Below are 25,792 nucleotides of genomic sequence, written 5' to 3'. Positions count from 1 at the left end.
GGTAGATGAGCGAATTGATTGATATCGCATCGTGTCCGAGGCGGTCTGTTCATGTCGAGGCCAAACCTGACCATCTTGTGTCTCTCGCTCGCGGGAAGCCGTTCAACGACATGGCGGAACTGATATGCAACGCGCTTGACGCGGACGCTGACAGGGTGCGCGATGCGCTGCGTTCACACTTCCGGCGCCGCAAGGCCGAAGCCGCTTCTGAGTTGGTGCAACAGTGGAAAGCCGAAGGTGCTTATCCGTTCACCGGAGACGCGGCGGATTCACTGGAGATAGCGAGGCGAGAAGTCTTTGACATTTGCGCGCTAAATGTCCATCAGTACCTTGATTCGTTCCGCGAAGGACAGTCCAAAGATCGCCACTTTACGTTGAGAATGCTAAAGACCGCGCTTGATGAAAGCCCGGAGTCGCTCAAGCGCATTCTGTCGGATGTTCTAGGCTTGCCGAAAGAAAAACAAACGGAGCTTGCGGATCTACTGCAGTACACCACCCTGTCCTCCATCATCGGAGCCAGCAAAATGGTCGCCGATCGACTTCAGTTTCTAGTTGGATTTCAGGAATTGCTCTTTCAGTCCGGATCAAAAAAGAGCGTGCATGAGCGAAGTCAATTGCACCGTATGCTGGAAAATGAAACGTGGCTATTCGGCGAGGAATACTTGCTGACAAGTAGTGACGAGAATTTGAATACGGTTTTGCGAAAACATCTCGCCAGACTTCGTCCGCTTGAGGCAAGAGTCAAGAAGAGGAAGAAGGCCGGCGTTGTTCGCGACAACGGAACTCAGGCCGTGATTGATCTTATGCTCGCACGAGAGGTGCCAGCCTATGCACAAACCCGACGGGAATTTCTGGTCGTGGAGCTGAAACGGCCGTCTCAGAAGATTGACCTGGAAGTGCTTAGCCAGATTCAAAGTTACGCCTTGACGGTTGCGAGCGATGAGCGCTTTGATGTCAAGAACACGAACTGGACGTTTATCGCTATCTCCAACGAAATGACCCCCGAAGCGGCTCGAACGGTGCGCCAGCAAGGAAAGCCGTATGGGTTCTTCCATCAGGAAGACAATCTGCGGATTGGTCTGGCAACATGGGCGGAAGTCTTGAGCGCATCCAAGGCCCGGCTTGAGGCCTTCCGCAGCAAGCTGGATTACACCGCAACGACGGATCAAGGCGTGGCGCTTCTGCACAGCAAATACGCGCGATATTTGCCAGAGGGTTTTCAGTCCGCGCATGAGGCTTGTTAGCGCTGCATCCGATAGTGACGCCGTACTACGGCCCCACTATCGGCATACATCGCACCGCTTCGGAACACGGCGCGACTGAGGAACCTACGCCAGCAATCCCCGCTTGCGCAACATCGGCGCCGCCTTCGGATCGCGGCCAAGGAACGCGCGGAACGCAGCACGCTGTTCGCGACTATCCCCGGCGCTATAGACATAACGTCGCAGCTTGTCGGCTAACACCGGTTCAAAAGCGTCGCCGGCTTCTTCGAATGCGTCGAACGCCTCGGCTTCCAGCACTTCCGCCCACATGTAGACGTAGTAGCCCGCGGCATAGTACGCACCGCCAAAAACATGGCCGAAGTGAGGCAGCCGGTGGCGCATTCCCACTTCGCGCGGCACGCCGAGACGCTCGCACTCGCGCGCTTCAAAGTCGGCAATGTCGATACTCTCCGGGTCTTCGTGAAGATGCAGCGCCATATCGATCAGAACCGACGACGTGTACGCCACTGTCTCAAACCCCTGGTTAAAAGTCTGCGAAGCACGAATGCGCTCGATCAGCGCAGCAGGAATCGGCGCACCGGTCGTCACGTGGCGTGCGTGCTTTGCCAGCACTTCCGGCACCGTGGCCCAGTTCTCCATGAGCTGCGACGGCAATTCGACATAGTCTCGCGGCACGCTGGTGCAGGCCAGCCGTCCATACGTCACATCGGACAACAAGCCATGCAAACCATGACCGAATTCATGGAACAGCGTGCGGACGTCGTCGAAACTGAGCAACGTGGGGCCGTTGCCGCCGCGCGCGAAATTGTTGTTGTTCACCACGAGCGGAATCGCTCTACCGCCGTTGCGCGTCTGAGTCCGATAGACGCTCATCCATGCACCGCCCTGCTTGTTCGGCCGCGCAAAGTTATCGCCGAGGAATACACCAATCAGGTCGTCGCCGCGCCGCACTTCCCACAGACGCACATCCGCGTGATACAGCGGCACGCCGGTCTGCTCGACGAAGCGAACGCCGAACAGGCGGCTGGCGCAATCGAACATCGCATTCAGCATGGCGTCGAGGCTGAAGTACGGCTTCACTTCCGCGTCGTCCAGCGCATAGCGGGCCACGCGCATTTTCTCGGCCAGGTAGTACCAGTCCCACGGTTCGATGTCGGTGGGCTCGCCGAGCGCGGCGGCCTGCGCGACCAGCGCCTGACGTTCCTGCTCGGCGCTCGCTTTGGCCGGTTCCCAAACCTGGCTGAACAGGTCGTACACGGCGGCGGGTTCGCCTGCCATGCGGTCGGTCAGCGCGTACACCGCGTAGTTGTCGTAGCCGAGCAGACGTGCCTGTTCCGCACGCAACAGCAGGATTTCGCGTGCCAGCGGGCGGTTGTCCCGCTCGGGCGTTTCGCCACGGCCGGTCCATGCGCGCCATGCGGCTTCGCGCAAATCGCGACGTGTGGACCACGTGAGAAACGGCTGCACCAGCGAACGCGAAAGCGTAATGACGTAGCCATCGACGCCGCGTTCCTGAGCCGCACTCCGCGCCGACTGCCGAAGAAAATCGGGCAGGCCAGCGAGGTCGGCTTCGGTGGTCAGCGGCAGTTGGTAACTGGATTCATCGGCGAGGACGTTTTGTGCGAAGCCGGTGTACAACTCGGCCAGCCGCTCCGCGATCGCAGCGAAGCGCTCACGGGCGGCGCCTTCCAGCGTAGCGCCCGTGCGGACGAAATCGGTATGCAGCCGTTGCAGCAGGCGTTGCTGTTCTTCGTTCAATTCCAGTGTTGCGGCTTGCTGATAAACCGCGTTCAATCTGGCAAAGAAGCCCGCATGCATAGAGACCTGGCTGTCGTGCGCGGCGAGCAGCGGCGCCATGTCGCGCTCCACCGCCTGCAACGCCGCCGACGATTCCGACGAGCACAGATTTTCAAAGGCCAGACGCACGCGATTCAGCCCTGCGCCGGCGGCGTCGAACGCGACTGCGGTGTTCTCGAACGTGGGAGCGGCCGGATTGGTGGCCAACGCGTCGATTTCCGCGAGATGCGCCGCGAATACGACGGCGAAGGCCGGCGCAAAGTGTTCCGGTTTGATCTGCGCGAAGGGCGGCAGTTGGTAAGGGGTTTGCCAGTCTTGCAACAGCGGGTTGCTGTGGTCGGTCATCGCGATCTGCCTTGTGGGCGTCAGGGTCCAGGAGCTGACATGATAAGACATTGCCGCCGACGGTGAGCGCAAGGAAAGCGATGCTGAAGTGTTCCACTACCGCTACGAATCAGCTCTTCAACGGCAACCAGATTTCCAACCCACCCATGCCGCTGATTGGATCGAATTTCTCGTCATAGCGCTCGAAATGCGGCGCATCCGCCGGCGTATGTCCTGACGCCGGCAGCCATTGATTCCAGATCGTATTCATGGTGCGGCGAATCACCGACACATGCTCGCGATGGCTAAACACCGCGTACCGTTGCGCGGGAATCCGCACGCGGCTGAACTCTGCCGGCAAGGCCGAAAAGTCAGTGACTTCGACGCCGCACAGGTAGTCGAAATTGCCGGCTTCGTCGGCGTTGTAACCGACCCCGTAGGCGACGCCGCTCACCTGCCCCGGCACTTTGCCGCCATAAGCGTTGAAGCGCTGCCACTGCGACGGAATCGCGGTGCTGGTATTGCACGTATAGCGTTCGCCCAAACCGGCGACGAGCAGCGGTTCGCCGTCCACAAAGCGCGGCGGCTCCAGATGCGTGAGAAGAGTTTCGTCCATTTTGATCGGCTCCACGAGAGCAAGGTTGTCGAGATGACCTCGCGCGCGCAGCGCGTCGGGCGTGAGCCCGAATTGCTCGCGAAACGCACGCGTGAATGCTTCGTGGGAGCCGTAACCGGCGTCGAGCGCGACCGCTAGTATCTCGGGCGCGCCGCCGGCAAGACGCCGCGCGGCTTCGCTCAGACGACGTGCGCGAACGTAGCGCATGACCGAAAGCCCGGTGGCCGCTTCGAAAGCGCGCGCCATATGGAAGCGCGATACGCAGCCGCAATCGGCAATGTCGTCGAGCGTCAACGCGTCGGCAAAGTGACTTTCGATAAACCAGAGCGCTTTTCCAACCGGGTTCATATCGGCTCTCACATCAGCATGAAGCCAGCTTAGCTAACCGCGGACGGACCCATTTGATCGGGATTGCGCTTTTACGACCGTTCGGATAATCGAACTCAGGAGTTCTGCGCCGCCGCTTTGCTCTCCGGGACAGATGAACGCGCTGACGGCGCGGCATCGTGTCCCGGTGTTGCGTCCGCAGCAGCTTGCTGACCGGGACGCAGCAGCAAACCACCCAGCACACCCGCCGATGCCGCGAAAATCGCGCCGAATAGAAACGCCAGGTGATAGCCGCTGTTGAGCGCCGCGACCGCGCCCTGCGATGCCTGCATCGCGTCGCTGCGTGCGGCGGCGAGACTCGCCAGCACCGCGAGACCCAGCGCGCCACCCATCATGAACGACGTATTGACGATGCCGGACGCCAGACCCGAATCGCTCGGATCGACGTCGCTCATGGCGGCCAGCAGCATGGGATTGAATGCGATGCCGGCGCCGAAGCCGAGCAGGATCATGCCCGGCATCACGTCGATCACGAAACTGCCGCCCACTGGCGCGCGCGCGAACAACGCGAGGCCGCACGCGGCGACCAGCAGGCCGACCGCAAGCGGAATGCGCAGGCCGAAGCGCATCACCACCCGCGCCGATAGACCCAGCGAGAAGAAGGCCATGATCAGATTGGCGGGCAGAAAGGCGAGTCCGACCTGCAGCGGCCGGTAACCGAGCACACGTTGCAGATACAGCGCCGAAATGAAGAACCACGCGAACATCGCGGCGGCCCACAACACGCCGACGACGTTCGCGGTCGCGACATTGCGCAAGCGGAACAGCCCGAGCGGCATCAACGGATGCTGGACCCGTGCCTCGATCACGAGGAACACGGCGAGCAGCGCCAGCGCCGCGAACAGCAAGCCGAGCGTCTGCACGGAGGTCCAGCCGGCCTCGTTGCCGTTCACCACCGCATAGACGGCGAGCATCAGCGACGCCGTGACCGACACCGCGCCCGCTACGTCGAGCCGTTCGCCGTGAGCATGACCGCGCGCGGACGGCAGTAACGCGACGCACAGCGCGTAGACCGCAATGCCGATCGGCAGATTGACGAGAAAGATCCAGTGCCAACTCAGCAGATTGGTCAACAGTCCGCCGAGCAACACGCCGATACTGCCGCCGCCCGCGCACACGAAGCCGTACACGCCCATGGCTTTGGCGCGCTCGCCGGGTTCGGTGAACAGATTCATGATGAGCGACAGCGACACCGCCGACACGATCGCACCGCCCAAACCCTGCACGGCACGCGCGCACACCAGCAGCCCTTGCGAGTTCGCCATGCCGCAAGCGAGCGATGCCAGCGTGAACAGCGTAATGCCGCCGAGAAACAGTTTGCGATGGCCGTACAGATCGCCGAGCCGCCCGCCGAGCAGCAGGCAACCGCCGAAGGTCAGCATGTACGCATTGACCACCCACACCAGCGACGTTTCGCTAAAGCCGAGATCCGCCGCGATGGACGGCAACGCGACGTTCACGATCGTCGTGTCGAGCACGATCATCAGCACGCCGAGGCACAGAACGATCAGCGCCAGCCAGCGTTGCCTGCCGTGGAGGGAATGGGTCATGCGGGGAACTCCTGTGCCGCTGCCGACCGGCTTTTTGGGGATGCAACCCGGCCGGTTCGCGCGGATAACGGACTGGCCGCCGCTTAGCGCAAGAAACGCCGGCAACCCGTTGATGACAATAGGAATTTCAGTCTAGCACCCGCCACTTTCGCGCCACAACTACGAGTTTCTGGGTGCTGCGCCGATCAGTCGCCGCCGATGATTTCGTACTTGCCGCCGCGCTCCAGCGCACGCTGGTAAGCCGGCCGCGCGTGAATGCGCTTCAGGAAGCCGGTGATCGCGGGAATCTGGCCTTCCATGCCGCCGCGCGCGGTGGCGGCTTCGAGCGGGAAGCTCATCTGCACGTCGGCGGCGGTGAAGTCGTTGCCGACGAACCAGCCGGTCGCGCTCAACTCTTTATCGATGTAGCCGAGATGCAACTTCAACTGCGGGTCGATAAAGGTCGATTGCAGCGTCGCGGCGATCTTGCGGGCAATCGGCTTCGCGAAGAACGGCATCGGCGCACTGGCAATGCGCAACGCCACCAGCTTCAACAGCAGCGGCGGCATGACCGAGCCTTCCGCATAGTGCAGCCAGTACGTGTAGCGCAGATGCTCGGGCGTGCCCGGCGCCGGCGCAAAGCGGCCCTGGCCATATTTGCCGATCAGATATTCGATGATCGCGCCCGATTCGGCGACGGTCTGGCCGTCGTCGGTAATCACGGGCGATTTGCCGAGCGGATGCACCGCACGCAGTTCGGGCGGCGCCAGCATGGTCTTCGGGTCGCGCTGGTAACGCTTGATCTCGTACGGAACGCCGAGTTCTTCGAGCAGCCACAACACGCGTTGCGAGCGGGAGTTGTTCAGATGATGGACAGTCAGCATGGGTCGAGGAACGGTAGCCAGTGGAGTGTCACATCATAGGGGTGTTGCGCAGAGGCGGGGCTCTAGTTACGCCTCTGGATTCGACGCCGCTGCGTGAGGCTTATGCCATGGACCGCAATTCGAAGCGTTTGAGCTTGCCGGTTTCGGTACGTGGCAGCGCGCCGACGAAGCTGATGACGCGCGGGTATTTATACGGTGCCACGCTGTTTTTCACGAAATCCTGCAACAGGGCGACCAGCTTATCGTCCGGCGCATGACCGGGATTAAGCACCACGAACGCCTTGACGATCTGCCCGCGCGTTTCGTCGGGCACGCCGATCACGCCGCATTCGGCCACCGCCTCGTGTTGCAACAGCACGCTCTCCACTTCGGGACCAGAGATGTTGTAACCGGCGGAGACGATCATGTCGTCGGCGCGCGCCTGGTAGAACACGTAGCCGTCTTCGTCGAGATAGACCGAATCGCCCGGCAGATTCCAGCCGTCGCGCACGAATTTCTGTTGCCGGTCGTCGGCGAGATAGCGGCAGCCGGTCGGGCCACGCACCGCGAGTTTGCCGATCGTGCCGGGCGCGACCGGTTGCATGTCGTCGTCGACGGCTTGTACGACGTAGCCCGGCACTGCGCGGCCGATTGCATGCGGGCGGATCGTGTCGCCCTGCGCGGAAATGAAAATGTGGATCAGCTCGGTGCCGCCAATGCCGTCGATCATGTCGATGCCGGTCGCGTCGTGCCACAGACGCCGCGTCGAATCGGGCAACGCCTCGCCCGCCGAGACGGTTTTCTTGAGCGTCGATATGTCGTGATGCGCGACGAGCGGCGCCATCTGCCGGTAGAACGTCGGCGCGGTGAACATCACGGTCGCATGAAAGCGTTCGACGGCTTGCAGCAGCGTTTCCGGCGTCAGTTTTTCGATCAGCACCGTGGATGCCCCCACGCGCAGCGGAAAGCACAACAGCCCGCCGAGCCCGAACGTGAACGCCAGCGGCGGCGTGCCGCAGAAAATATCGCTCGACGTCGGCTTGAGCACATGACGCGGAAACAGATCGCACATCGCCAAGACGTCGCGATGAAAGTGCATGCAGCCCTTCGGCGCGCCGGTCGTGCCGCTGGTGAAGGCGATCAGGCAGACATCGTCGGCGGCGGTATCGCAGGCGGTGAAATCGTCGGGCTTGTTGACCGCCAGCGTGTCGAGTGAATCGGCGGCGTCGTCGTGAAACAGGCGCGTTTGCTTCAGGCCCGCGCAGTAGAACTCGTCCTGCGGATCGGCGCAGCGCGCCAGTTCCTGGGTGAGGCGCGCGTCGCACAACGCCGCGCCGACCTGCGCTTTCTCGATGATCTGCTTCAACTCCTTGGCGCGCAGCAGCGGCATGGTCGGCACTACGACCAGCCCGGCCTTCAGCGCCGCGAGCGCGGTGACCGCCATATGCAGCGTGTTGGGGCCGCGTAGCAACACCCGGTTGCCGGGCTGCAAACCCATTTCATCGACCAGCACGTGCGCGCTGCGATTCACCCGCGCCAGCAATTCGCCGTAAGTCGTGGCGTGCGGCTTGCCGTCCACTTCCGACCAGATCGCCGGATGGTCGGCATGGCCCGCTTCGATGCTTCCGTCGAGCAGCTCGGTCGCGCAGTTCAGCCGCGCGGGGTAGGCCACGTCCGGGTTGTCCAGCAGAAAGACAGGCCATTGATCCTGCGGCGGAAGATTGTCGCGCGCGAAGGTATCGACGTGTGCTGACGGTTCCATCATGGTCTCCGGGGCGGTGAGCCGGCTGAATGCGCTTCGGTGGGCTTGGTGGGCTTTCTCGTGCTGCGTTTGCGTGTTGCTTTCGGAGGCTTCGTACGGCGTTACTGCGGAATCACCGCGGTCGCTTCAATCTCGACCTTGGCTTCGTCTTCGATCAGCGCGACGACCTGCACCGCGCTCATCGCGATGTCGTAGTCGCCGATCAGCTCGCGAAACGCGCGGCCAATGTCTTTCAGCGCCGCGAGGTACTCGCGTTTGTCCGTGACGTACCACGTCATTCGCACCAGATGCTCCGGCTTGCCGCCCGCTTCGTGCAGCACGGCCACCACGTTCTTGAGCGCCTGGATGGCTTGCGCCGCGAAGTCGCTGGTCTGGAAAAGCGCCTGTTCGTCCCAGCCGATCTGACCGGCAATGAACACTTGCGTGCCGGTGGCCGCGACGCCGTTCGCGTAGCCGCGGGGTTTGATCCAACCGGCGGGGAGAAGAGCTTTTTTCATGAGCGATGCGCCTCGATGGAGTCGGGCTGAGGGGCGAACGCCGCGAGCGCGCTCGCGATGTCCGGGGGAATGTCGATAGAAACGTTGCGATCGAGCGAGGTTGTCACCAGCACCTGTTTTGCGCGGAACCGGGTTTCGCCGTTGCAATGGCCGACAATCTCGATGGAGATCGAGCGCCGGCCGATTGCTGCGACATTCAGCGTCAGCGTGATCGTTTCGCCCATCTGGCTCGGCCGCGAAAATTCGCAGTCGAGTTTGACGATCGGCAGGCCGACGCGGCGCTGACTGATCATCTGCGCGTAGTCGACGCGCAGGCCTTCGTTGAACCAGTCTTCGACCAGCGCGTTGGTCATCACCAGATACTGCGGAAAGAACACGATGCCCGCCGGGTCGCAGTGCGAGAAGCGGACACGCACGGGCCTTTCGAAAGACGCGTTCATTTCGTGCTTCCCTTCGCGGCGTCGGCGGCATGCGCCTTCAACAGATCGCGGCCGATGATCAACTGCTGCACCTCGGTCGCGCCTTCGTAAATTCGCAGCGCACGAATCTCGCGATACAGCATCTCGACGGCCGTGCCGCTCTGCACGCCCATGCCGCCGAACAGTTGCACGGCCGCGTCGATTACTTGCTGCGCGCCTTCGCTTGCATGCCACTTCGCCATGGCGGCTTCGCGCGTGACGTTTTCGCCTTGATCGCGCAACCAGGCGGCGCGGTAGACGAGCAGCGCGCTGCTGTCAATCGTCAACGCCATCTGCGCGAGCTTGGCTTGCGTCAGTTGAAAATCGCCGAGCGTCTGGCCGAACATCTTGCGCGATGACGCGCGCGCGAGGCCTTCCGCCATGGCATGACGCGCGAATCCGAGCGACGCGGCCGCCACCGACGTGCGGAAAATATCCAGCGTGCGCATCGCGAGTTTGAAACCCTCGCCAGGCGCGCCGAGCATCTGGCTGCGCGGCACGCGTGCGCCCGCGAAATGCAGGCGCGCGAGCGGATGCGGCGCGATCACGTCGATCCGTTCGGCGATTTCAAGCCCCGGCGTATCCGCATCGACGATAAACGCCGTGATGCCGCGTGCGCCCGGCGCTTCGCCGGTTCTGGCGAACACCACGTAGAAATCGGCGATGCCGCCGTTCGAGATCCACGTCTTGTCGCCGTCGAGCACGTAAGCGTCGCCGTCTTCGCGCGCGGAGAGCGCCATGGCGGCGACGTCCGACCCCGCTTCAGGCTCCGACAACGCGAACGCGGCGAGCGCCGTGCCGTTGGCCACGCGCGGCAAGTAGCGGGTTTTCTGTTCATGCGTGCCGCCGAGCGAAATAGCGCCGGAACCGAGGCCTTGCATCGCCAGCGCGAAGTCCGCGAGCCCCGAGTGTTTGGCGAGCGTTTCGCGCAGCAGACAGACGGCGCGCGTGTCGATCGTATCGCCGTGGCCGCCATAGGCCACGCCGCCCACGCCGTATTTCAGCCAGCCGGCCGCGCCGAGTTCACGCACCAGATGGCGGCAGGTGGCGTCGACGTCGTCGTGCGATTCATGGCCGAGGTTCGCCTGGCACCACGTTTCGATACCCGTGGCCAGTTCGCGGTGACGCGGCTCGAAGAACGGCCACGCCAACGCGCTATGCAGATCCGTATGGTTATCGGCGCTCAATTCAATCTCCTTCGAACACCGGACGCGATTTCGCGGCAAACGCGCTGTACGCTCGCTCGAAGTCGCGCGTGCTCATGCAGATCGCCTGCGCTTGCGCTTCGGATTCGATCGCTTCGTCGATGCTCATGCTCCATTCCTGGTGCAGCATCTTCTTCGTGATGCCGTGCGCGAAGGTCGGGCCGGCGACCAGGTCGGCGGCGAGTTTCCGCGCTTCTTCAAGCAGCGCGGCGGGTTCGCACAGGCGGTTGTAGAACCCCCATGCGTGACCTTCTTCACCGCTTGCCGAGCGGCCCGTGAACAGCAATTCGGCGGCGCGCCCCTGACCGATGATGCGCGGCAGGATCGCGCAAGCGCCCATATCGCAGCCGGCCAGGCCGACGCGTGAGAACAGAAACGCGAGCTTGCTGCGGGCGGTGCCCAGGCGCATATCGGACGACATCGCGAGAATCGCGCCCGCTCCGGCGCAGATACCGTCGACGGCGGCGATGATCGGCTGCGGACAATGACGCATGGCTTTGACGAGGTCGCCGGTCATGCGCGTGAAGAGCAGCAGTTCCGGCATCGGCAGATCGATCAGCGGCGCGATGATGTCGTGCACGTCGCCACCGGAGCAGAAGTTGTCGCCCGCGCCGTGAATCACCACGGCCTTCACGTCCGTCGCGTAGCTCAGTTGGCGGAACAGATCGCGCAACTCCGCATACGATTCGAAGGTCAGCGGGTTCTTGCGTTCGGGGCGGTTCAGCGTGATCGTCGCGACCTTGTCGGCGAGGTGCCAGCCGAAGTGCCGCGCCTCGTAACCGGCGAGCGTCAGGCGGTTGCCGGCTAGCAGCGCGTCGGCGTTGGATCGTGTCATGGGTGTCTCCAGGGTCGGCGGTGCGGTTCAGTCTTTCAGCGTGTCGAGCAAGTGTTGCTTGAGCTTGCCGAGACGTTGATGAGTCCGCGATTTTTCGTCGAGGCTCAGGCCGCCGAACAGTTCGACGACCCACTGTTCGTGCGCGACCGCCATCCGGTCGAATGCTTTGCGGCCGGCGGGCGTCAGGCACACGCTGATCGAACGGCGATCGTTCGGATCGTTGTCGCGCGAAACGAGCCCTTCTTTTTCGAGCTGGTCCGTAATGCCGGTGACGTTGCCGCCCGTCACCATCAAACGGCGCGACAGCTCGGTCATCTTCAGGCCTTCGGGATGACGCTCGAGTTGCGCCATCAGATCGAAGCGCGGCAACGTGGTGTCGAATTCGGTCCGCAAGCGCTTGCGCAGTTCAGCCTGCACGAGGTTGGTGGTGGTCAGCATGCGCAGCCACAAACGCAGACCCATGTGGCTATCGGCGCCCGTACTCATTTCGAGGTCCACGACGTTCTCCGCGGGTTTGGCGACGCCTTTGCGCGGCGGTTTCGACTCGCTTGCCGCGGTTTTCTTGAGATTCGTTGACTTGGTCACATGACTTCTCCACCGGAGATGGAAAGGGATTGCCCCGTGATCGCGTCCGAACCGGGCTGGCACAGCCAGAGCACGGCGTCGGCGACTTGTTGCGGACTCACGAAGCGGCGTTGTGGATTCGAGCGCAGCAGGGTGTCGCGCGCTTGCTGTTCGGTGCGCGAGGTCTTGCTGGTGATCTGTTCGAGCGAGGCGTGCAGCAGTTCGGTTTCCGTGTAGCCGGGGCAGACGGCGTTGACGGTGATGCCTTTGGTCGCGACTTCGAGCGCGAGCGAGCGGGTCAAGCCGATCACGCCGTGTTTCGCGGCGCAATAGGCGGCCACGTACGCGTAGCCGATTTGTCCCGCCGTACTGGCGACGTTGACGATGCGCCCATGGCCGCGTTCGAGCATGCCGGGCAGCACCGCGCGCGTGCCGAGAAAAACGCCGGTGAGGTTCACGTCGAGCATGCGCTGCCACAGCGCCATGTCGGTGTGTGTGAACGGTGCGGCTTGCGCCTGACCGGCGTTGTTGACGAGGATGTCCACCGCGCCCGCTTGCGCGAACGCATTCGCGACGGATTCTTCCTGCGTGACATCCACGCTGATGCAGGTCACGTCGCCGAGCGCCTGACATTGTTCTTGCTGTGCCGCCAGCCGTTCCGCGTTGCGGCCCATCAGGGTGACGCGCGCGCCGGCGCGCAGCAGCGTTTGCGCCACAGCCGCGCCGATACCGCTGCCGCCGCCGGTCACTACCGCATGTTGACCGGCGAGCGTTGTCGAGGTGAGCGTGGCCGTATTCACGTGGTGCCCTCCGCGCGCTGTGCACGTTCTTGGGGCGAGAGACCGGCGTTCGCTGCCACTTGAGCACGCTCGCGTTCCAGATTGCGTTCGAGCTGGGACTTTGCCGCCGTGTAGGGCTTCGGCCACATCACATCGAAATAGCCTATTTTTGCGGCCTCGTTCAGCGTCCACGCCGGATTCGCCAGATGCGGGCGCGCTATCGCGCACAGATCGGCACGGCCCGCCGCGATGATGCTGTTGACGTGATCCGCTTCGGAGATCGCGCCGACCGCGATCGTCGCGATGCCGGCTTCGTTACGTACGCGGTCGGCGAACGGCGTCTGGAACATGCGGCCGTAGACCGGCTTTTCCGCTTTGCTGACCTGACCCGACGAGACGTCGATCATGTCGGCGCCGGCGGCTTTGAAGGCGCGGGCGATCTGCACGGCGTCGTCCGGTGTCGTGCCGCCTTCCACCCAATCGTTCGCGGAAATACGCACGGAAATCGGCTTGTCTTGCGGCCACACTGCGCGGATCGCTTTGAAGATTTGCAGCGGATAGCGCAGACGGTTCTCAAGCGAGCCGCCGTATTCGTCGGTACGCTGGTTGGTCAGCGGCGACAGGAAACTCGACAGAAAGTAGCCGTGCGCGCAGTGCAATTCGAGCCAATCGAAACCGGCTTCGGCGGACATTTGCGTAGCGCGGACGAATTGCGCTTCGATCTCGCGCAGTTCTTCAGGCGAAGCTTCGTGCGAATGCTGACTGACGCCCGGCAGATACTGTTGCGGCGACGCCGAGACGAGCGGCCAGTTGCCGTCGGCGAGCGGTTGATCGATGCCGTCCCACGCGACACGCGTCGAGCCTTTCGCGCCGGAATGGCCGAGCTGAATGCCGATCTTCGCATCCGACTGACCATGCACGAGATCGACGATGCGTTTCCACGCGCTCAGGTGGTCGGGCGCATACATGCCGGGACAGGCAGGCGTGATGCGCGCTTCGGGCGACACGCAGGTCATTTCCGTCATGACGAGCGCAGCGCCGCCCATGGCGCGCGCGCCGAGGTGCATCAGATGATAGTCGCCGGCAATACCATCGACGGCCGAGTATTGCGCCATCGGCGATACGACAACACGGTTTTTCAGCGTCACGCCACGCAGCGTGAAGGGCGTGAACATTGGCGGAACGGAATGCTTTTCGGGCGCGCGTTGTACGCCCGAACGCTGCGCGAGCCAGTCTTCGAATCCCGACAGATAAGCCGCGTCGCGTTCACGCAGATTTTCGTGCGAGATGCGCTGGGAGCGCGTGAGCAGCGAATACGCGAACTGTTCCGGCTCGAACGCGGTGTAGCGGTCGACGTGCTCGAACCATTCGGTCGAATTGCGCGCGGCGTTCTGAATCCGCAGGACGTCGATGCTGCGCACGTCGGTGTAGTGCTGCAACGCGGCGGGCAAGTCGCCGGGATGCGCGCCGATACTGTTGGCGAGTTCGATCGAATCTTCGAGCGCGAGCTTGGTGCCCGAGCCGATCGAGAAATGCGCGGTGTGCGCGGCGTCGCCCATCAGCACGACCGGTGTTTGCGAGCCGTCTGCGTTGTCGCGCCAGTGAACCCATTCTTCGTTGACAACACGCGGAAAGCGGATCCATTGCGACGACCCGCGCAAATGCGTGGCGTTCGACAGTAGCGGATTGCCGTCCAGGTACTTGGCGAACAACTTTTCGCAGAAGGCGATGCTGTCTTCCTTGCTCATCTCGTCGAGACCGGCGGCGCGCCACACGCGCTCCGGCGTTTCGACGATGAACGTGGAGGTCTGATCGTCGAAGCGATACGCGTGGGCCTGGAACCAGCCGAATTCGGTTTCTTCGAACGCGAAGGTGAAGGCGTCGAACAGTTTTTTGGTGCCGAGCCAGACGAAGCGGCAATCGCGCATGTCGATGGCGGGCTGGTAGGTGGCCGCGTACTTTTGACGGACCGCGCTGTTGGCGCCGTCGCAGGCGACGATCAGGTCGGCTTCGTAGACGGTGTCGTCGGTGACCTGGGTTTCGAACACCAGTTTGACGCCGAGCGCTTCGCAGCGCGCCTGCAGGATGTTCAGCAGACGCTTACGGCCAATACCGCAGAAGCCGTGACCCGACGAGCGGATCTGCTCGCCGCGGAAGTTGATCTCGATGTCGTCCCAGTGGTTGAACGCGTCGAGGATCGCGTCGGCGCTGGGCGTGTCGGCCGCGCGCAGGTTGCCGAGTGTCTGGTCGGAGAACACCACGCCCCAGCCGAAGGTGTCGTACGGGCGGTTGCGCTCCACGACGATGACTTCGTACGCCGGGTTCCGGCCCTTCATCAACAGGCCAAAGTACAACCCGGCCGGGCCGCCGCCAATACAGACGATGCGCATGCTTGTTCTCCAAGAGGATTCCGCCTGGAGATAATTTAGGCCTAGATAGTTTAGATGTCAAGTAAAGGTGATGGTGGAGGTAGACGTGCCAGCTCTTCCGTGACCGCGAGGAAGCGAGCGACATCGCGAGGCTCGTGGCAATGTAACGGCGAAATTCGCACCGCGCCTTCCAGGTTAAATGACCTGAGCATACGTCCCGAATAGGGACTGGTCCCGATGCGCTCATACACAATCACGCCGCGTTTCTCGTATTCGCGGACTGCAGCCGTGGGATCGAGGCCGTCGAAGCCGATGCCCACGATAAGATCGCGCTTCGTCAGATCCGCGTGGTCCCAGAACACGTTCACGCCGTCGATTGCTCTGAGTCCGCGCTGCCCCTCCGCACCATCCAGAAGCATCGAGAGCAACGCACGCTCGTGGCTCTCGATGTGCTGCATGCCTTGTGCGAAGAGTTCTCGCCGATCGCCGGAGTCGCTGACCTGCTCGCCGATCCACGCGACGTAGTCGACAATCGCGCTCACTACCGCAAACTGCGCCGGCGCGGGACTGCCGAGTTCCCACACGCCGTTCTCTTTTGCTTCGAGCCGATGATGCGGCAACTCCGCCATTCGCTTTGACAGCCACGCAATGCCTGAACCTCGGCAGCCGAAGAACTTGTACGGTGCGAAGTTGATGCCGTCGACCGGCGTTTTCTGAAGGTCGATCACCGCGTGCGGCGCATGCTGGACGGCATCGACAATGATGAACAAGTCGGGGTTCTTCGCGCGCGCGCCTTCGACGATCGAAGCAATGTCGAACTTCGCACCTGAAATGTTCGAGGCATACATCACACTCAGCAGCGCGGTATCTGCGTCGATGAGTGAAACGATTGCATCGACATCGACACCGCCGGTTGCAGGATTGCTCGGTGCAACGCGCAACTGCTTGCCTGTGCGCTCGCAGTAGAGCTTCATGGCATCGAACGAGGACGGGTGTTCGAGAATCGTCGTGACCGCGTTCGTGCCGGGCGTGTTTTCCATGACTGCGCGCACCATGTCGAACATGGCGGCGGACGCGGTCAGCGACATATAAATGCTACCGCCGCGAGCGTTGAGAATATGACGAATATCCGATTCTCCACGCGTCTGAATGTCCTGAAGGTATCGCGCGCGTTCATGGATGCGCTCGGGACAATCGGGCAGCGCATCGATGCTCGCGAACGCTTCGGATGCGGCTTTGAGCCGAAACGATCCACCGGCGTTGTCGAAGAAAAGACGCTCGCTTCCGTCCACGTCGTGATTGATCCAATGAAAACGCGCTTTGATCTCTTCCATGACGGATGAGGAAAAGAACTGCCCTTGGTTGCTGCTCATGTGACCTGCTCCTTGCATGTTGTTCGATACTCAAGCATCCAGCGACGTTAAATAGGCTTTGCCTTTCTCCGCGTCGTACTGTCCTTCCCACCGGGCGATGACGAGCGGCGCGAGCGCATTGCCGACCACGTTCAACGCAGTACGTCCCATGTCCATGATGCGATCCACACCGGCAATGAACGCGAGTCCTTCAAGGGGGAGCCCGGCGCTGGCGAGCGTTGTCAGGAGGATGACGAACATGAAGCCGGGGACACCCGCCGCACCCTTCGAAGTGACGACCATCGTCAAAACCAGTACGAATTGCTCCTGCAAACCCAGGTGCACACCGTAGAGTTGAGCGACGAACAGCGTACCGATACCCAGATAGATGGATGCGCCGTCGAGATTGAACGTGTATCCCGTAGGGACCACGAAAGTAGTAATGCTTTTGGGTACGCCGAAGTCTTCCATTTTCTGCATCAACTGCGGCAGTACGGTCGCCGAACTGCAAGTCGAGAACGCGATAATCAACTCGTCCTTGATAACCTTGAGCAGCGTGAAGAGGTTGAAGCCGAAAATACGCGCCGTGATGCCCAGCACGAAGACCACGAACAGGATGATCGCGAGATAGGTCACTGCGACCAGCTTGATTAGCGGCAGCAGCGAGCCGAAGCCGAAGCTCGCAACTGTCACCGCAATCAGCGCACACACGCCGATCGGCGCATAACGCATCACCATGGCGGTGACCTTGAACATCGTGTCGCCGATGCCTTTAAACGTGGCGAGTACGGGTCTTCTATATTCCTCCGGCACCGACTGCAAACCAAGTCCAAACAGAACGGAGAAGAAGATCACGGGCAGCAGGTCCCCGCGTCCCATCGACGTAATGATGTTGTCGGGAATGATGTTGAGCAGCAGCGCCATGAAGCCGTGATGTCCCTGCGTTTGCTGCGACGTCTGCTGAAAACGTGCGATGTCGGTATGACCGAGCTGCGACATATCGGTGCCGACGCCGGGCTGCAAAACATTGCCGAGCACAAGGCCGAGCACGATGGCGATCGTCGTGATGACCTCGAAATAGATCAAGGTCTTGAGACCGATTCGCCCGAGCGAACGACCGTCGCCCACGCCGGCGATTCCGACGACCATGCTCGTGAACACGATCGGCACGACGACCATTTTGATAAGACGAATAAAGATGTCTCCGGCCGGCTGCAAAAGACCCGTGACGACGGACTCGCGTTGCTGCGGAAAGTGATTCAACACCACCCCCACGACTATGCCGACGATGAGCCCAATCAGAATCTGCCAGGCAAGCCCAACACGCGGCTTGCGTGCCGTGTGCTCGGCGGGAGCTGTTTCAATAAGGGAATCCATGCGTCCTCCAGAAGCGAACCGACGATGTAGACGGGGCGCCTTCTAGCGAGCGCGGCCTCGATCGAGCGCGGTTGGAAGCTCGATGACCACACCTTAAGTAGTCAAAAGAAGCAAAAAAAGCGATTTTTTTCTATGAGAAACTATCGCTTAAATTCATGGTTCGAGCACGACATGCTGACTTTCAAACAGATGGAAGCGCTTTACTGGATCGTTCAACTCGGTTCGTTCGAAGCCGCCGCGGTCCGTCTTAACACGACGCAATCTGCCGTCTCCAAACGCGTTCAGGAACTTGAACGTGCGTTTGGTCTGGCGATCTTCGACCGCACGTATCGCTCTGCACGTCTTACGGAGAAAGGCTCGGAGTTGCTCGACTACGCGAAGGAGTTTCTGGAGCGTCGCGACCAGGTCGTCGATCGTATGAGCTCGAAAGAATCGCTGGTGCGGCAGATTCGCATTGGTGTAACGGAACTCACGGCGCTCACCTGGCTTCCGCGTCTGATCGCGGCGATTCAGCGGGAGTATCCGAAGGTCCAGGTCGAAGCTGAGGTCGACCTGAACGCAACCTTGCGCGAGCGGCTCGGCGCGGCTACGGTCGACGTGATCATCGTGCCGCAAACGAATGAGGTCGAGCAGTACGCGACTACGCCCGTCGGTCAGGTCGACAACGCGTGGATGTGCGCGGCGAGCCTGGCGCCGAAGAGGAGCGCCATACCGCTCTCGGAGATTGGAAAATTCCCGCTGATCCTGCAAGGCGGATTGTCCGGCACGGGCTACGTCTATAGCCGCTTCCTGCAAGAGCAGGGCGTCGCGTTGCAGAAGGTGTTGGCGAGCAATAGCCTGGTCGCACAGATTGGCCTGACGCTTTCCGGGCTCGGCGTCAGCTATCTGCCCAAGGCGTGCCTGTCGCGCATGCTGGAACGACGCGCACTCGTGGAGGTGCGCACGCGGCCCGCGCTGCCACCCATCAAGTACATCGCGATGCATCGGGGCGACCAGCTACAGTCGCTAAGTTCGGCCGTGGCGAGATTGGCCGCGCAAACGTGCGATTTCAATTCCAACCTTTTCGATCAGGCGGAACATGGGGTGTCAAGCTAGTTGGCGCGAGGGTTCGCTGTCTTTTGCGGGGGTAAGCCTCACTGCACCACACAATCCACACCGCCCGCCGCAGTACCCGTCGCGCCACCCGCCGCCGCCGGCGCATTCTTGCTGATCGACAGCGGCATCGTGACCGGTACGCCTTGCGACGGCGGCAGCACGATCGGCGGAGTCGTCGAACTCGCTACATAGCCGAACTGCCCGACCTGAAAGACCTGCTGGCCGCCTGAATTGGCGACCATCACGGCGCCTTGCGACACGTCGACATAAAGACCATTCTGTGGCGCAGCCCCGTTCGGTGTCGGTACGCTGCCGCAATCGCTCTGACAAAAGAGCGCACCGAAGTTGGTGCCGCGTACAGCGATAGTGCCCGTCGGCGTGTCGAAGCTCACCGCATCATGGTTGCGTTTTCCGATCAGCCCGGTGACCGAGCGCAGGCCGCCGCTAATCAGTTGGATCGCAACATGGTCGCTCTCCGGGTGATCCACGTCGTACACGTAACTTTTGACGACCACCTGCGAAGACGGCCGCAAGACCATCTCGCCGTTATCGACAAACTTGACCCGGGTGTACGTGTTCGCCTCGGTGACCAGCGTGTCGCCCTGCGCGATCGACGACTTGATCGCGAGCACCGCGGTGCTGCCGTCGGCGTGTTTCACCGTCAGCACGCCGGACAGGTGGGTCACTGTACCCACGGCCTGCGCATAGGCGACGCTGCCGCAACTCAGCGTGGCCAGCATAAACAGGCATTGCCGCGAGAGCCGGAACATCGTACGGCCATGCCAATGGATTTGCTTGATGGTTTGTTTCATGGCCGGGATATCAGTTGCAATACATTTTGGCGGCGGCTTTGCTGGTGCTTTGGCTCGAACTTGTCGTCGTGTCGGAGCCGCCGAACGTGCCCGGGTCGCCACCGACCGTCATGGTTTCGGAGGTGGACGTAATGCTGATGCTAGTCGGCTGTGTGGTCGGTACGACCGTCGCGCCGACGGACTGTGTCGACGTTACAGCTTGAACGACGGCATTGGATGTTGGCGTGACTGCTTGCGTAACCGCGGATGCCACCGTTTGCGACGCCGTAGAAGTTGGGGTATTGGCAGGCGACGCGGGGTTCGCGGGCGCGACAGGCGTCACGACAGGCGGCGTCACAACCGGCGGAGTCACAACGGGCGGCGTCACAACCGCCACCGGCACGACCGTGCCACTGGCGTCCGAGATACTGACGCCAGGCGCATACGTCACGCGGCCATTGACCACCGTGAATGTCGCCAACCCGGGCGCCGATGTCGCAACGTTCGCATTGACCGCGATGTTGTTGCCGGCGGACGAACTGATGTTCATTCCCGCGGAGGTGAGCACGCCGTCGAGCGTGAGATTGTCGGTCGGCGCATTGGTGTTGGCGACGGACAGAACGATGCCGCCGGTCGCATTGACACCGCCTACGCCGACGATCATCGCCCCCGTGTTGTTGACGCTGACATTGCCCCCGGCATTCGTGACGCGGCTGACGTTCACCGCGCTGGCGTCCGACGTGTTGAGGTTATCGACGATCGCGATATCGCCGGCACCGGTATTGCTGGCGGAAATACCGGCGATCTGATTGCCTGCAAGCGTCAGCGTCGTGCCGTTGGCGGACGACGTGCTCAACTGTTGCGTGACGTGCAGCGGCGAGGTTTGTTGCGATATCGCGCCGCTTGCCGCGCTCAACGTCAGGTTGCGCGCGGTGATGTCGCCGACCACCAGGTCGCCGGTGCTCTGCGTCACCGACATATCTCCGTTGGTCGAGATCGAGCCGCCGTTTTGCGAAAAGCTGCCGCTCACGTTGAGTTGCGAACCGCTGCCGCTGCCGACGATGCTCCCGCCGTTCGTCAACGACAGCGCACCCAGATTCACGACGCCGGTATAACCCAGCACGCCGCCGCCGCCAGCGACGCTGCCATTGCCGCTGATGTCGGTCACGTTCAGCATGCCGCCGGACAGGTACAGATTCGAGCCGGTATTGAACGTGATGCTATTGACGGTATCGACACCGTCGTAGGCGCCATGCGCCAGCCGTCCGCCTGCAGCCACGATGACGTTGTCAATGGCGGTCGGGAAGTAACCGGTGGACCAGAAAAAGGTGTTGCCCCACAGACTCTCGGCGGTGCCCGTATAAGTAATGGTCTCCGATCCCGCCATCGCCAGCGACAAACCCGGACCAGCGCTGTCGTAAACCGGCTTGATCATTTCCAGCGCGCCGCTGCTGTCGATCACGTTACCGAGGACATGACGAAATACACCGGGCGCGGTACTGCTGACAGGACCTGAAATAACGGCAAAGGTCGTCCCCAAGGTCGGGACATAGCCACCCAGCAGATTGGTTTGCAGCGTCCCGCCCAGCGAGAGGGACGTCGCGGAATAGACGAGCGTGTCGTAGCTGCTGGCGCTGGCGACGTCGATCAGCAGCGTGCCGCTCGAACTCTGACTGTAGCCGCCGGTGATCGACAGCGAACCGATCGTGCCGTCGCCGCCGGGCGAGACCGTGCCGTTGTTGAGCAGGACGCCTGTGCCGGACGCCACCGAAATCGTGCCGTTGCCGGAGAGTTGTCCGCCGGTGTCGTTGGTGAACGTGCCGAAACCCAGGGTGGCGCTGCTCAGCGCGAGATTGCCGGTATTGATGAGCGTCTCGCCGTTCAGGGCACTGCCCGAGGTGATCGACAGACTGCCCTGATTGTTGACGTTACCGATCGATCCCGTCACGTTGGCGAACGTGGCCGTTCCGGTGTTGACGAACGAACCGGCGCTCAGGGACGCATTATTCAGCGATAACGTACCGCCGCTGCCCAGCACCAGATTGCCGTTGCCGACATTGCCGCTGCCGTCGCTGACGGTCAGCGCCCCGCCGTTGAGGCCCAGCGTGGCATTGCCGATCGTCACGGTGTGGGTGCCGCTTTCCAGTCCGTTGACGTTGGTGTTGAGATTCAGCCCGAGCGTGTTCGACGTGCTGGTGATATTGGCGTTGATGTTGATGTTGCCGTCGGCGTTCAACGTCAGGGACGCCGCGGAGCCGCTGGTTTTGTTGATGGCGGCGCTCACCGTGATGTCGCCGCCGACCGCTGTGCCGTCGGAGCCGGTGGCGAGAACGACGTTGACGCCGCTGTTGAGCACGCTCGCCACCGTGCTCGCCTGGATGGTCGAGCCCGAACCCGCAGAGGTGATCACGTTATCCGAGGTGCTCACATTGTTGTCGCTCCCCGCCACCACATCGAGGGAAAACGGATCGATGTACCACTTGCCGCCCGTGCCGACCGTCGGTAGCTTCACGACGTCGAGCGACTGCTTGCCCGATGTCTCGACGTAGCCACCTTGTCCCGCATGGCCGATCGCGGAGATCATGCCATCGAGATACGCAATCTTGTCCGAATACAACGTGACGTTGCCGCCCTGGGCCGCGCTGTCGGCAGTAATGCTGGAGCTTGCCGTCGTGGTCAGGTTTTGCGAGGCGCGCAGGAAGATCCGTCCACCCTGACTCACCACGCTGCTGGCGTTGAGGGCGCCGCTATTGTTGATCAGGCCGGCAGCCGCGCCGATCGTCCCCGCTTCCGCCGCGATGTTGCCGAGGTTCGTCACGTTGCCGCTGGTGCCGGTCACGTTGACCGTCACACCCGGCGTACCAGTGTCGACCAGTTGCACGGTCTGTCCGGCGGCCAGCAGCACCTCGCCGTTCGGGCTGGTGATCGTGCCGCTGTTCTTGACGTCGGCGCCGACCAGATAGACGCTGCCTCCGCTGGCCGTCTTGATGACGCCTTGATTCTCGACACTGCCCGCCACGCTGCCGGCATTGAACGTCAGCCGTCCCGCCAGAAAATTGCTGTCGCTGATGTTGAGCGTGCTGGCAATGAACCGGGATACGTCGACCACGCCGGACGGGCCGACCAGGATGCCGTTCTGATTGATCAGCGCGACCGTGCCGTTGGACCGGAGCAGGCCGTAGATCTGCGAAGGATCCGAACCGGTCACTCTCGCGAGGAAAGATGAAGTCGCCCCCGGCTGGTTGATGTTGACCACCGCGTTGGCGCCGATGCTGAACGTACCGAAGCTCGCAATCGCCGACCCGCTGCTCTGGTTGATGTTGAGCGTGTTGCCCGCTTGCGTGATCGTGGCGGTGCCGTAGGTTACGGTGCCGCCGGTCGGCAGCGCGTTGGCTGCGGGCGCCGCCGCCATCGACCGGATATTCCACGTCACGAGTATGGCCGCCAGCGCTAGCGCTGTCAGCGAGGGCGTGCGCGAAGCGAGTCGCGATGAGGCGTCGGCGGCCGGCCTGTTCGATTGAGTTCGACTTGTCATATCAGAAGCCCAGGCTCGCGCTGACATCGGCATGGATGTCGCCGCGCTTCTCGGTGAGTGAATGGCCGGCCGCGTCGACTCGCGCAATGTCCAGCCGGAGGCTGACGTTGCGGCCCAGGATGTAGCGCGCGCCGACCCCCATGCTCGACACGTTCAGGTTGGCCGGAATCCCGCTGCTGCCGACATGGCTGTTATGACCATGCCCGTAGTCGACGAAAGCCAGCAGGCGCAGATTGCCGGCGCTGACGAGTTGCGGCGTGTAGAGCTCGGCATTGAAGAACACGCCGCTGTCGGCGGTCACCGCGCGCTCGGTGAAGCCGCGCACGGCGTACATGCCGACCAGACCGAACTGCTCCGACGACACCAATGGATTTCTGGTGGCCTGCGCGGAGCTGGCCAGACGCCATTGCCAGTCGTTGGCGAAGCTCCGGGTGATCGACGCGTCGCCGTGCAGGATCATGAAGCCGTCGACGGTATCGCGGCTGCCCGGCGTCAGGTACGAATAGCGATCGGTGCGGCCGTCGGTGTTGGTGTATTGCGAGCCGGTCGCCAGATTGCGCGAGATGCCGAGGTCGTAATCGATGCTTTGCCCAATGCTGCGAGTCTGACCGACATACGTCAGGCTGAGCGGCACCGTGGTGTAGGGCACGCACGACGCGACCGGCGGTGTCGGTCCCGCGGTGCTGATCTCGACTCCGTTGACGTTGCAGGTCGAATCGATTTTCTTGTAGTCGAGGCCGACTACCAGCTTGCTGGTGGTCTCGCCACGGCGGGCGAAGAAGTGGTTCCAGCGGAAACCGTAGATGTCGCCTTTGCCGGTGAAGCCAAGCAGCCCGCCGAGCGTCGGCGACGAGCTCGGCGTGTTGATGCTGGACTTGCCGTAGAGAAATTCAAGGCTGTCACCGAGGCGATACAGCGGAATCCGATAGCCCACGGAGTAGACGTTGACGCGCACGCCGCTCGGGCTATCGGGCGATGTCGTATACGCCAGCGTGCCGACCTGATCGAGACCGAACAGATTGGCGTCCTGAATGGCCACGCCGGTGCGCCAGCGGCCGGTGGAGGCCGCGCCGGAATTGTCGACCGTCGCGAATACGTGCAGCGGATTCTCGTCGGCCACTTTGACTTCGGCGTCGACCGTGCCGGGTTCGTTGCCGCTGCTCAGCGTCACGCCGACCTGCTTGGCCGGATTGTCGTTGCTCAGTTGCACGGCCTCGGAGATGGCGCGCAGGTTCGGCGACTGGCCGCTGCGCAGTGGCGGCAACCCGGCGAGGACATTCTTGTCGCTGAAATGCCGGTTGCCGGTCACGGTGATCTTGCCGATACGGTTTTCAGTCACCTGGATTCTGACGATGCCGCTGATCAGCTCCTGCTCGGGCACGCTGACCTGCACGGCCGTATAGCCCGCTTTGCGGTAGGCATTTTCCAGCGCTTCGAGCGCGTGCTGAATGTCGCCGTAGACGCGGTGCGGCCCGCTCATCGGTTGCAACAGGTGCTGCACCTCGTCGGCCGGCAGCAGGCTGTTTCCCTCCACCTCGAAACGCGCGATAGTGAAGCCGTCGTCGGCCATGGCACTGGCGGCTGCAGCCATCAATGCCATTCCCGACAGGCATTGCATCAAGCGTCGCTTCATGACTCTTTATGTCCGTTTTTTTCGGACGATAAGCAGGCGCCCGTCGTTGCACGGCAACCATCGTCTCGATCTGTTATAGGGTCCCCCCTGGCCGGCAGGTTCGCTCACTACCGGCTCGGCTACGCGTTGCTGTCGCAACGTCCTAACGCCCCTTCGTTCCAGTTATCGGCAATGCATAACGGGTACTTGATAGCGGCTGATCAAATAATGTGCATTTGGCCGGGTAGCTGTCGCGGATGGCGGGTTGGAATAAAGTCAGAAATCTCGCTTGACAATATCTGACATAACAGATAACGTTCGGTCAATCACTGCGATTCCGCAGTACCCATAGAGGAATCCGCACCATGGGCCACTACTCGAAAGACAGCTTTTCACCAGACCAAAGCGTCGGCTTCGCGATCAACAAGGCGCGCAACATCCTGATCGCCGAAATGGACGCGGCGTTGAAAGACCTCGACATCAACAGCCAGCAAATGGGTGTTCTGCTTGCCATGCATCGCGGCATGGCCACCACGCCGTTCGAGCTCGCCAAACTGCTGGCCATCGACACCGGCCTGATGACGCGCATGCTCGACAAGCTCGAAAGCAAAGGGCTGCTGGCGCGCTCGCGCAGCGTCGAGGATCGTCGGGTGGTCAATCTGAGCCTCACGGACGAAGGCGAGGAAGTGGCGAACCGCATTCCCGAGGTCGCGCCCGTCGTGCTCAACAATCGCCTGAAGCACTTTACGAAAGCCGAGTTCAAGGAACTGCAGCGCCTGCTGTTCAAGTTCGTGGCGGACTGAGCCTCTTTTTTTTGCCCAA

The 25,792-nt window shown here is 62.2% G+C and carries 20 protein-coding genes; 3 read left to right on the top strand and 17 right to left on the bottom strand.

From position 1 onward, the window contains the following. Positions 1–5 precede the first annotated feature (5 nt). Positions 6–1,244 carry a hypothetical protein gene (locus FA94_RS34085; RefSeq protein ID WP_051981059.1) on the top strand — a complete coding sequence of 413 codons (1,239 nt, stop codon included), beginning with the start codon at positions 6–8 and terminating at the stop codon, positions 1,242–1,244. A gap of 84 nt (positions 1,245–1,328) precedes the next feature. Here FA94_RS34085 and FA94_RS34080 read toward each other — a convergent pair whose 3' ends face one another. The 14 genes from FA94_RS34080 to gltP all read right to left on the bottom strand — a co-directional run bounded on the left by FA94_RS34080 (position 1,329) and on the right by gltP (position 17,937). Further along, positions 1,329–3,365, bottom strand: coding sequence for a M3 family metallopeptidase (locus FA94_RS34080; protein ID WP_035560124.1), 2,037 nt, complete (start codon positions 3,363–3,365; stop codon positions 1,329–1,331). 109 nt (positions 3,366–3,474) lie between these two features. Continuing rightward, complete coding sequence (locus tag FA94_RS34075; protein ID WP_035560121.1) at positions 3,475–4,308, bottom strand: AraC family transcriptional regulator; 834 nt, start codon at positions 4,306–4,308, stop codon at positions 3,475–3,477. Positions 4,309–4,403: 95 nt separating this feature from the next. Next, on the bottom strand, positions 4,404–5,897 hold the full coding sequence (locus FA94_RS34070; protein ID WP_035560118.1) for a DHA2 family efflux MFS transporter permease subunit: 1,494 nt from the start codon (positions 5,895–5,897) through the stop codon (positions 4,404–4,406). Positions 5,898–6,082: 185 nt separating this feature from the next. After that, entirely contained in the window at positions 6,083–6,760 is a 678-nt protein-coding gene (locus tag FA94_RS34065) for a glutathione S-transferase (RefSeq protein ID WP_035560115.1), read from the bottom strand. 100 nt (positions 6,761–6,860) lie between these two features. Then, positions 6,861–8,501, bottom strand: a complete 1,641-nt coding sequence (locus FA94_RS34060; RefSeq protein ID WP_035560111.1) for an AMP-binding protein — start codon at positions 8,499–8,501, stop codon at positions 6,861–6,863. Between the two features lie 101 nt (positions 8,502–8,602). Beyond that, on the bottom strand, positions 8,603–8,998 hold the full coding sequence (locus FA94_RS34055) for a RidA family protein (RefSeq protein ID WP_035560106.1): 396 nt from the start codon (positions 8,996–8,998) through the stop codon (positions 8,603–8,605). Further along, positions 8,995–9,438 (bottom strand): acyl-CoA thioesterase, encoded by a 444-nt coding sequence (locus FA94_RS34050; RefSeq protein WP_035560103.1) that lies wholly within the window; start codon positions 9,436–9,438, stop codon positions 8,995–8,997. Before FA94_RS34050 ends, FA94_RS34055 begins: the two co-directional genes overlap by 4 nt. Then, complete coding sequence (locus tag FA94_RS34045) at positions 9,435–10,643, bottom strand: acyl-CoA dehydrogenase family protein (RefSeq protein ID WP_035560100.1); 1,209 nt, start codon at positions 10,641–10,643, stop codon at positions 9,435–9,437. Before FA94_RS34045 ends, FA94_RS34050 begins: the two co-directional genes overlap by 4 nt. Before the next feature lies 1 nt (position 10,644). Then, positions 10,645–11,496, bottom strand: a complete 852-nt coding sequence (locus tag FA94_RS34040; protein ID WP_035560097.1) for an enoyl-CoA hydratase family protein — start codon at positions 11,494–11,496, stop codon at positions 10,645–10,647. Positions 11,497–11,523: 27 nt separating this feature from the next. Continuing rightward, on the bottom strand, positions 11,524–12,081 hold the full coding sequence (locus FA94_RS34035) for a MarR family winged helix-turn-helix transcriptional regulator (protein WP_035560094.1): 558 nt from the start codon (positions 12,079–12,081) through the stop codon (positions 11,524–11,526). After that, on the bottom strand, positions 12,078–12,860 hold the full coding sequence (locus FA94_RS34030) for an SDR family NAD(P)-dependent oxidoreductase (RefSeq protein WP_035560091.1): 783 nt from the start codon (positions 12,858–12,860) through the stop codon (positions 12,078–12,080). Before FA94_RS34030 ends, FA94_RS34035 begins: the two co-directional genes overlap by 4 nt. Next, positions 12,857–15,229: a bifunctional salicylyl-CoA 5-hydroxylase/oxidoreductase gene (locus FA94_RS39665; RefSeq protein ID WP_035560088.1), complete on the bottom strand. Its 2,373-nt coding sequence runs from the start codon at positions 15,227–15,229 to the stop codon at positions 12,857–12,859. Before FA94_RS39665 ends, FA94_RS34030 begins: the two co-directional genes overlap by 4 nt. Before the next feature lie 50 nt (positions 15,230–15,279). Continuing rightward, a complete protein-coding gene (locus FA94_RS34020) occupies positions 15,280–16,581 on the bottom strand; it encodes an aminotransferase class V-fold PLP-dependent enzyme (RefSeq protein ID WP_035560086.1) in 1,302 nt (433 codons plus the stop codon). A 30-nt stretch (positions 16,582–16,611) separates the two neighbouring features. Beyond that, the gene (gene gltP, locus FA94_RS34015; protein ID WP_035560083.1) at positions 16,612–17,937 is read right to left on the bottom strand and encodes a glutamate/aspartate:proton symporter GltP; all 1,326 of its coding nucleotides are present in this window, start codon (positions 17,935–17,937) and stop codon (positions 16,612–16,614) included. A gap of 171 nt (positions 17,938–18,108) precedes the next feature. Between gltP and FA94_RS34010 the strand changes: the two genes are divergently transcribed. After that, on the top strand, positions 18,109–19,032 hold the full coding sequence (locus FA94_RS34010) for a LysR family transcriptional regulator (protein ID WP_035560081.1): 924 nt from the start codon (positions 18,109–18,111) through the stop codon (positions 19,030–19,032). A gap of 38 nt (positions 19,033–19,070) precedes the next feature. Here the strand turns inward: FA94_RS34010 and FA94_RS34005 are convergent, their stop codons facing one another. The 3 genes from FA94_RS34005 to FA94_RS33995 are packed head-to-tail and all read right to left on the bottom strand — an operon-like array spanning position 19,071 to position 24,991. Continuing rightward, a complete protein-coding gene (locus FA94_RS34005; RefSeq protein ID WP_035560078.1) occupies positions 19,071–19,844 on the bottom strand; it encodes a FecR family protein in 774 nt (257 codons plus the stop codon). A 10-nt stretch (positions 19,845–19,854) separates the two neighbouring features. Beyond that, positions 19,855–23,358 carry a beta strand repeat-containing protein gene (locus tag FA94_RS34000; protein WP_197070271.1) on the bottom strand — a complete coding sequence of 1,168 codons (3,504 nt, stop codon included), beginning with the start codon at positions 23,356–23,358 and terminating at the stop codon, positions 19,855–19,857. A 1-nt stretch (position 23,359) separates the two neighbouring features. Continuing rightward, entirely contained in the window at positions 23,360–24,991 is a 1,632-nt protein-coding gene (locus tag FA94_RS33995; RefSeq protein WP_231585099.1) for a ShlB/FhaC/HecB family hemolysin secretion/activation protein, read from the bottom strand. Between the two features lie 344 nt (positions 24,992–25,335). Here FA94_RS33995 and FA94_RS33990 point away from each other — a divergent pair, with 344 nt between their 5' ends. Continuing rightward, the gene (locus FA94_RS33990) at positions 25,336–25,773 is read left to right on the top strand and encodes a MarR family winged helix-turn-helix transcriptional regulator (protein WP_035560073.1); all 438 of its coding nucleotides are present in this window, start codon (positions 25,336–25,338) and stop codon (positions 25,771–25,773) included. The last annotated feature ends 19 nt before the right edge of the window (positions 25,774–25,792 follow it).

Origin of the sequence: Burkholderia sp. 9120, from assembly GCF_000745015.1 — a bacterium.
Taxonomy (GTDB): Bacteria; Pseudomonadota; Gammaproteobacteria; order Burkholderiales; family Burkholderiaceae; genus Paraburkholderia.
Note: the sequence above shows the minus strand (reverse complement) of the source record. Positions and strands in the feature narration are given on the sequence as shown.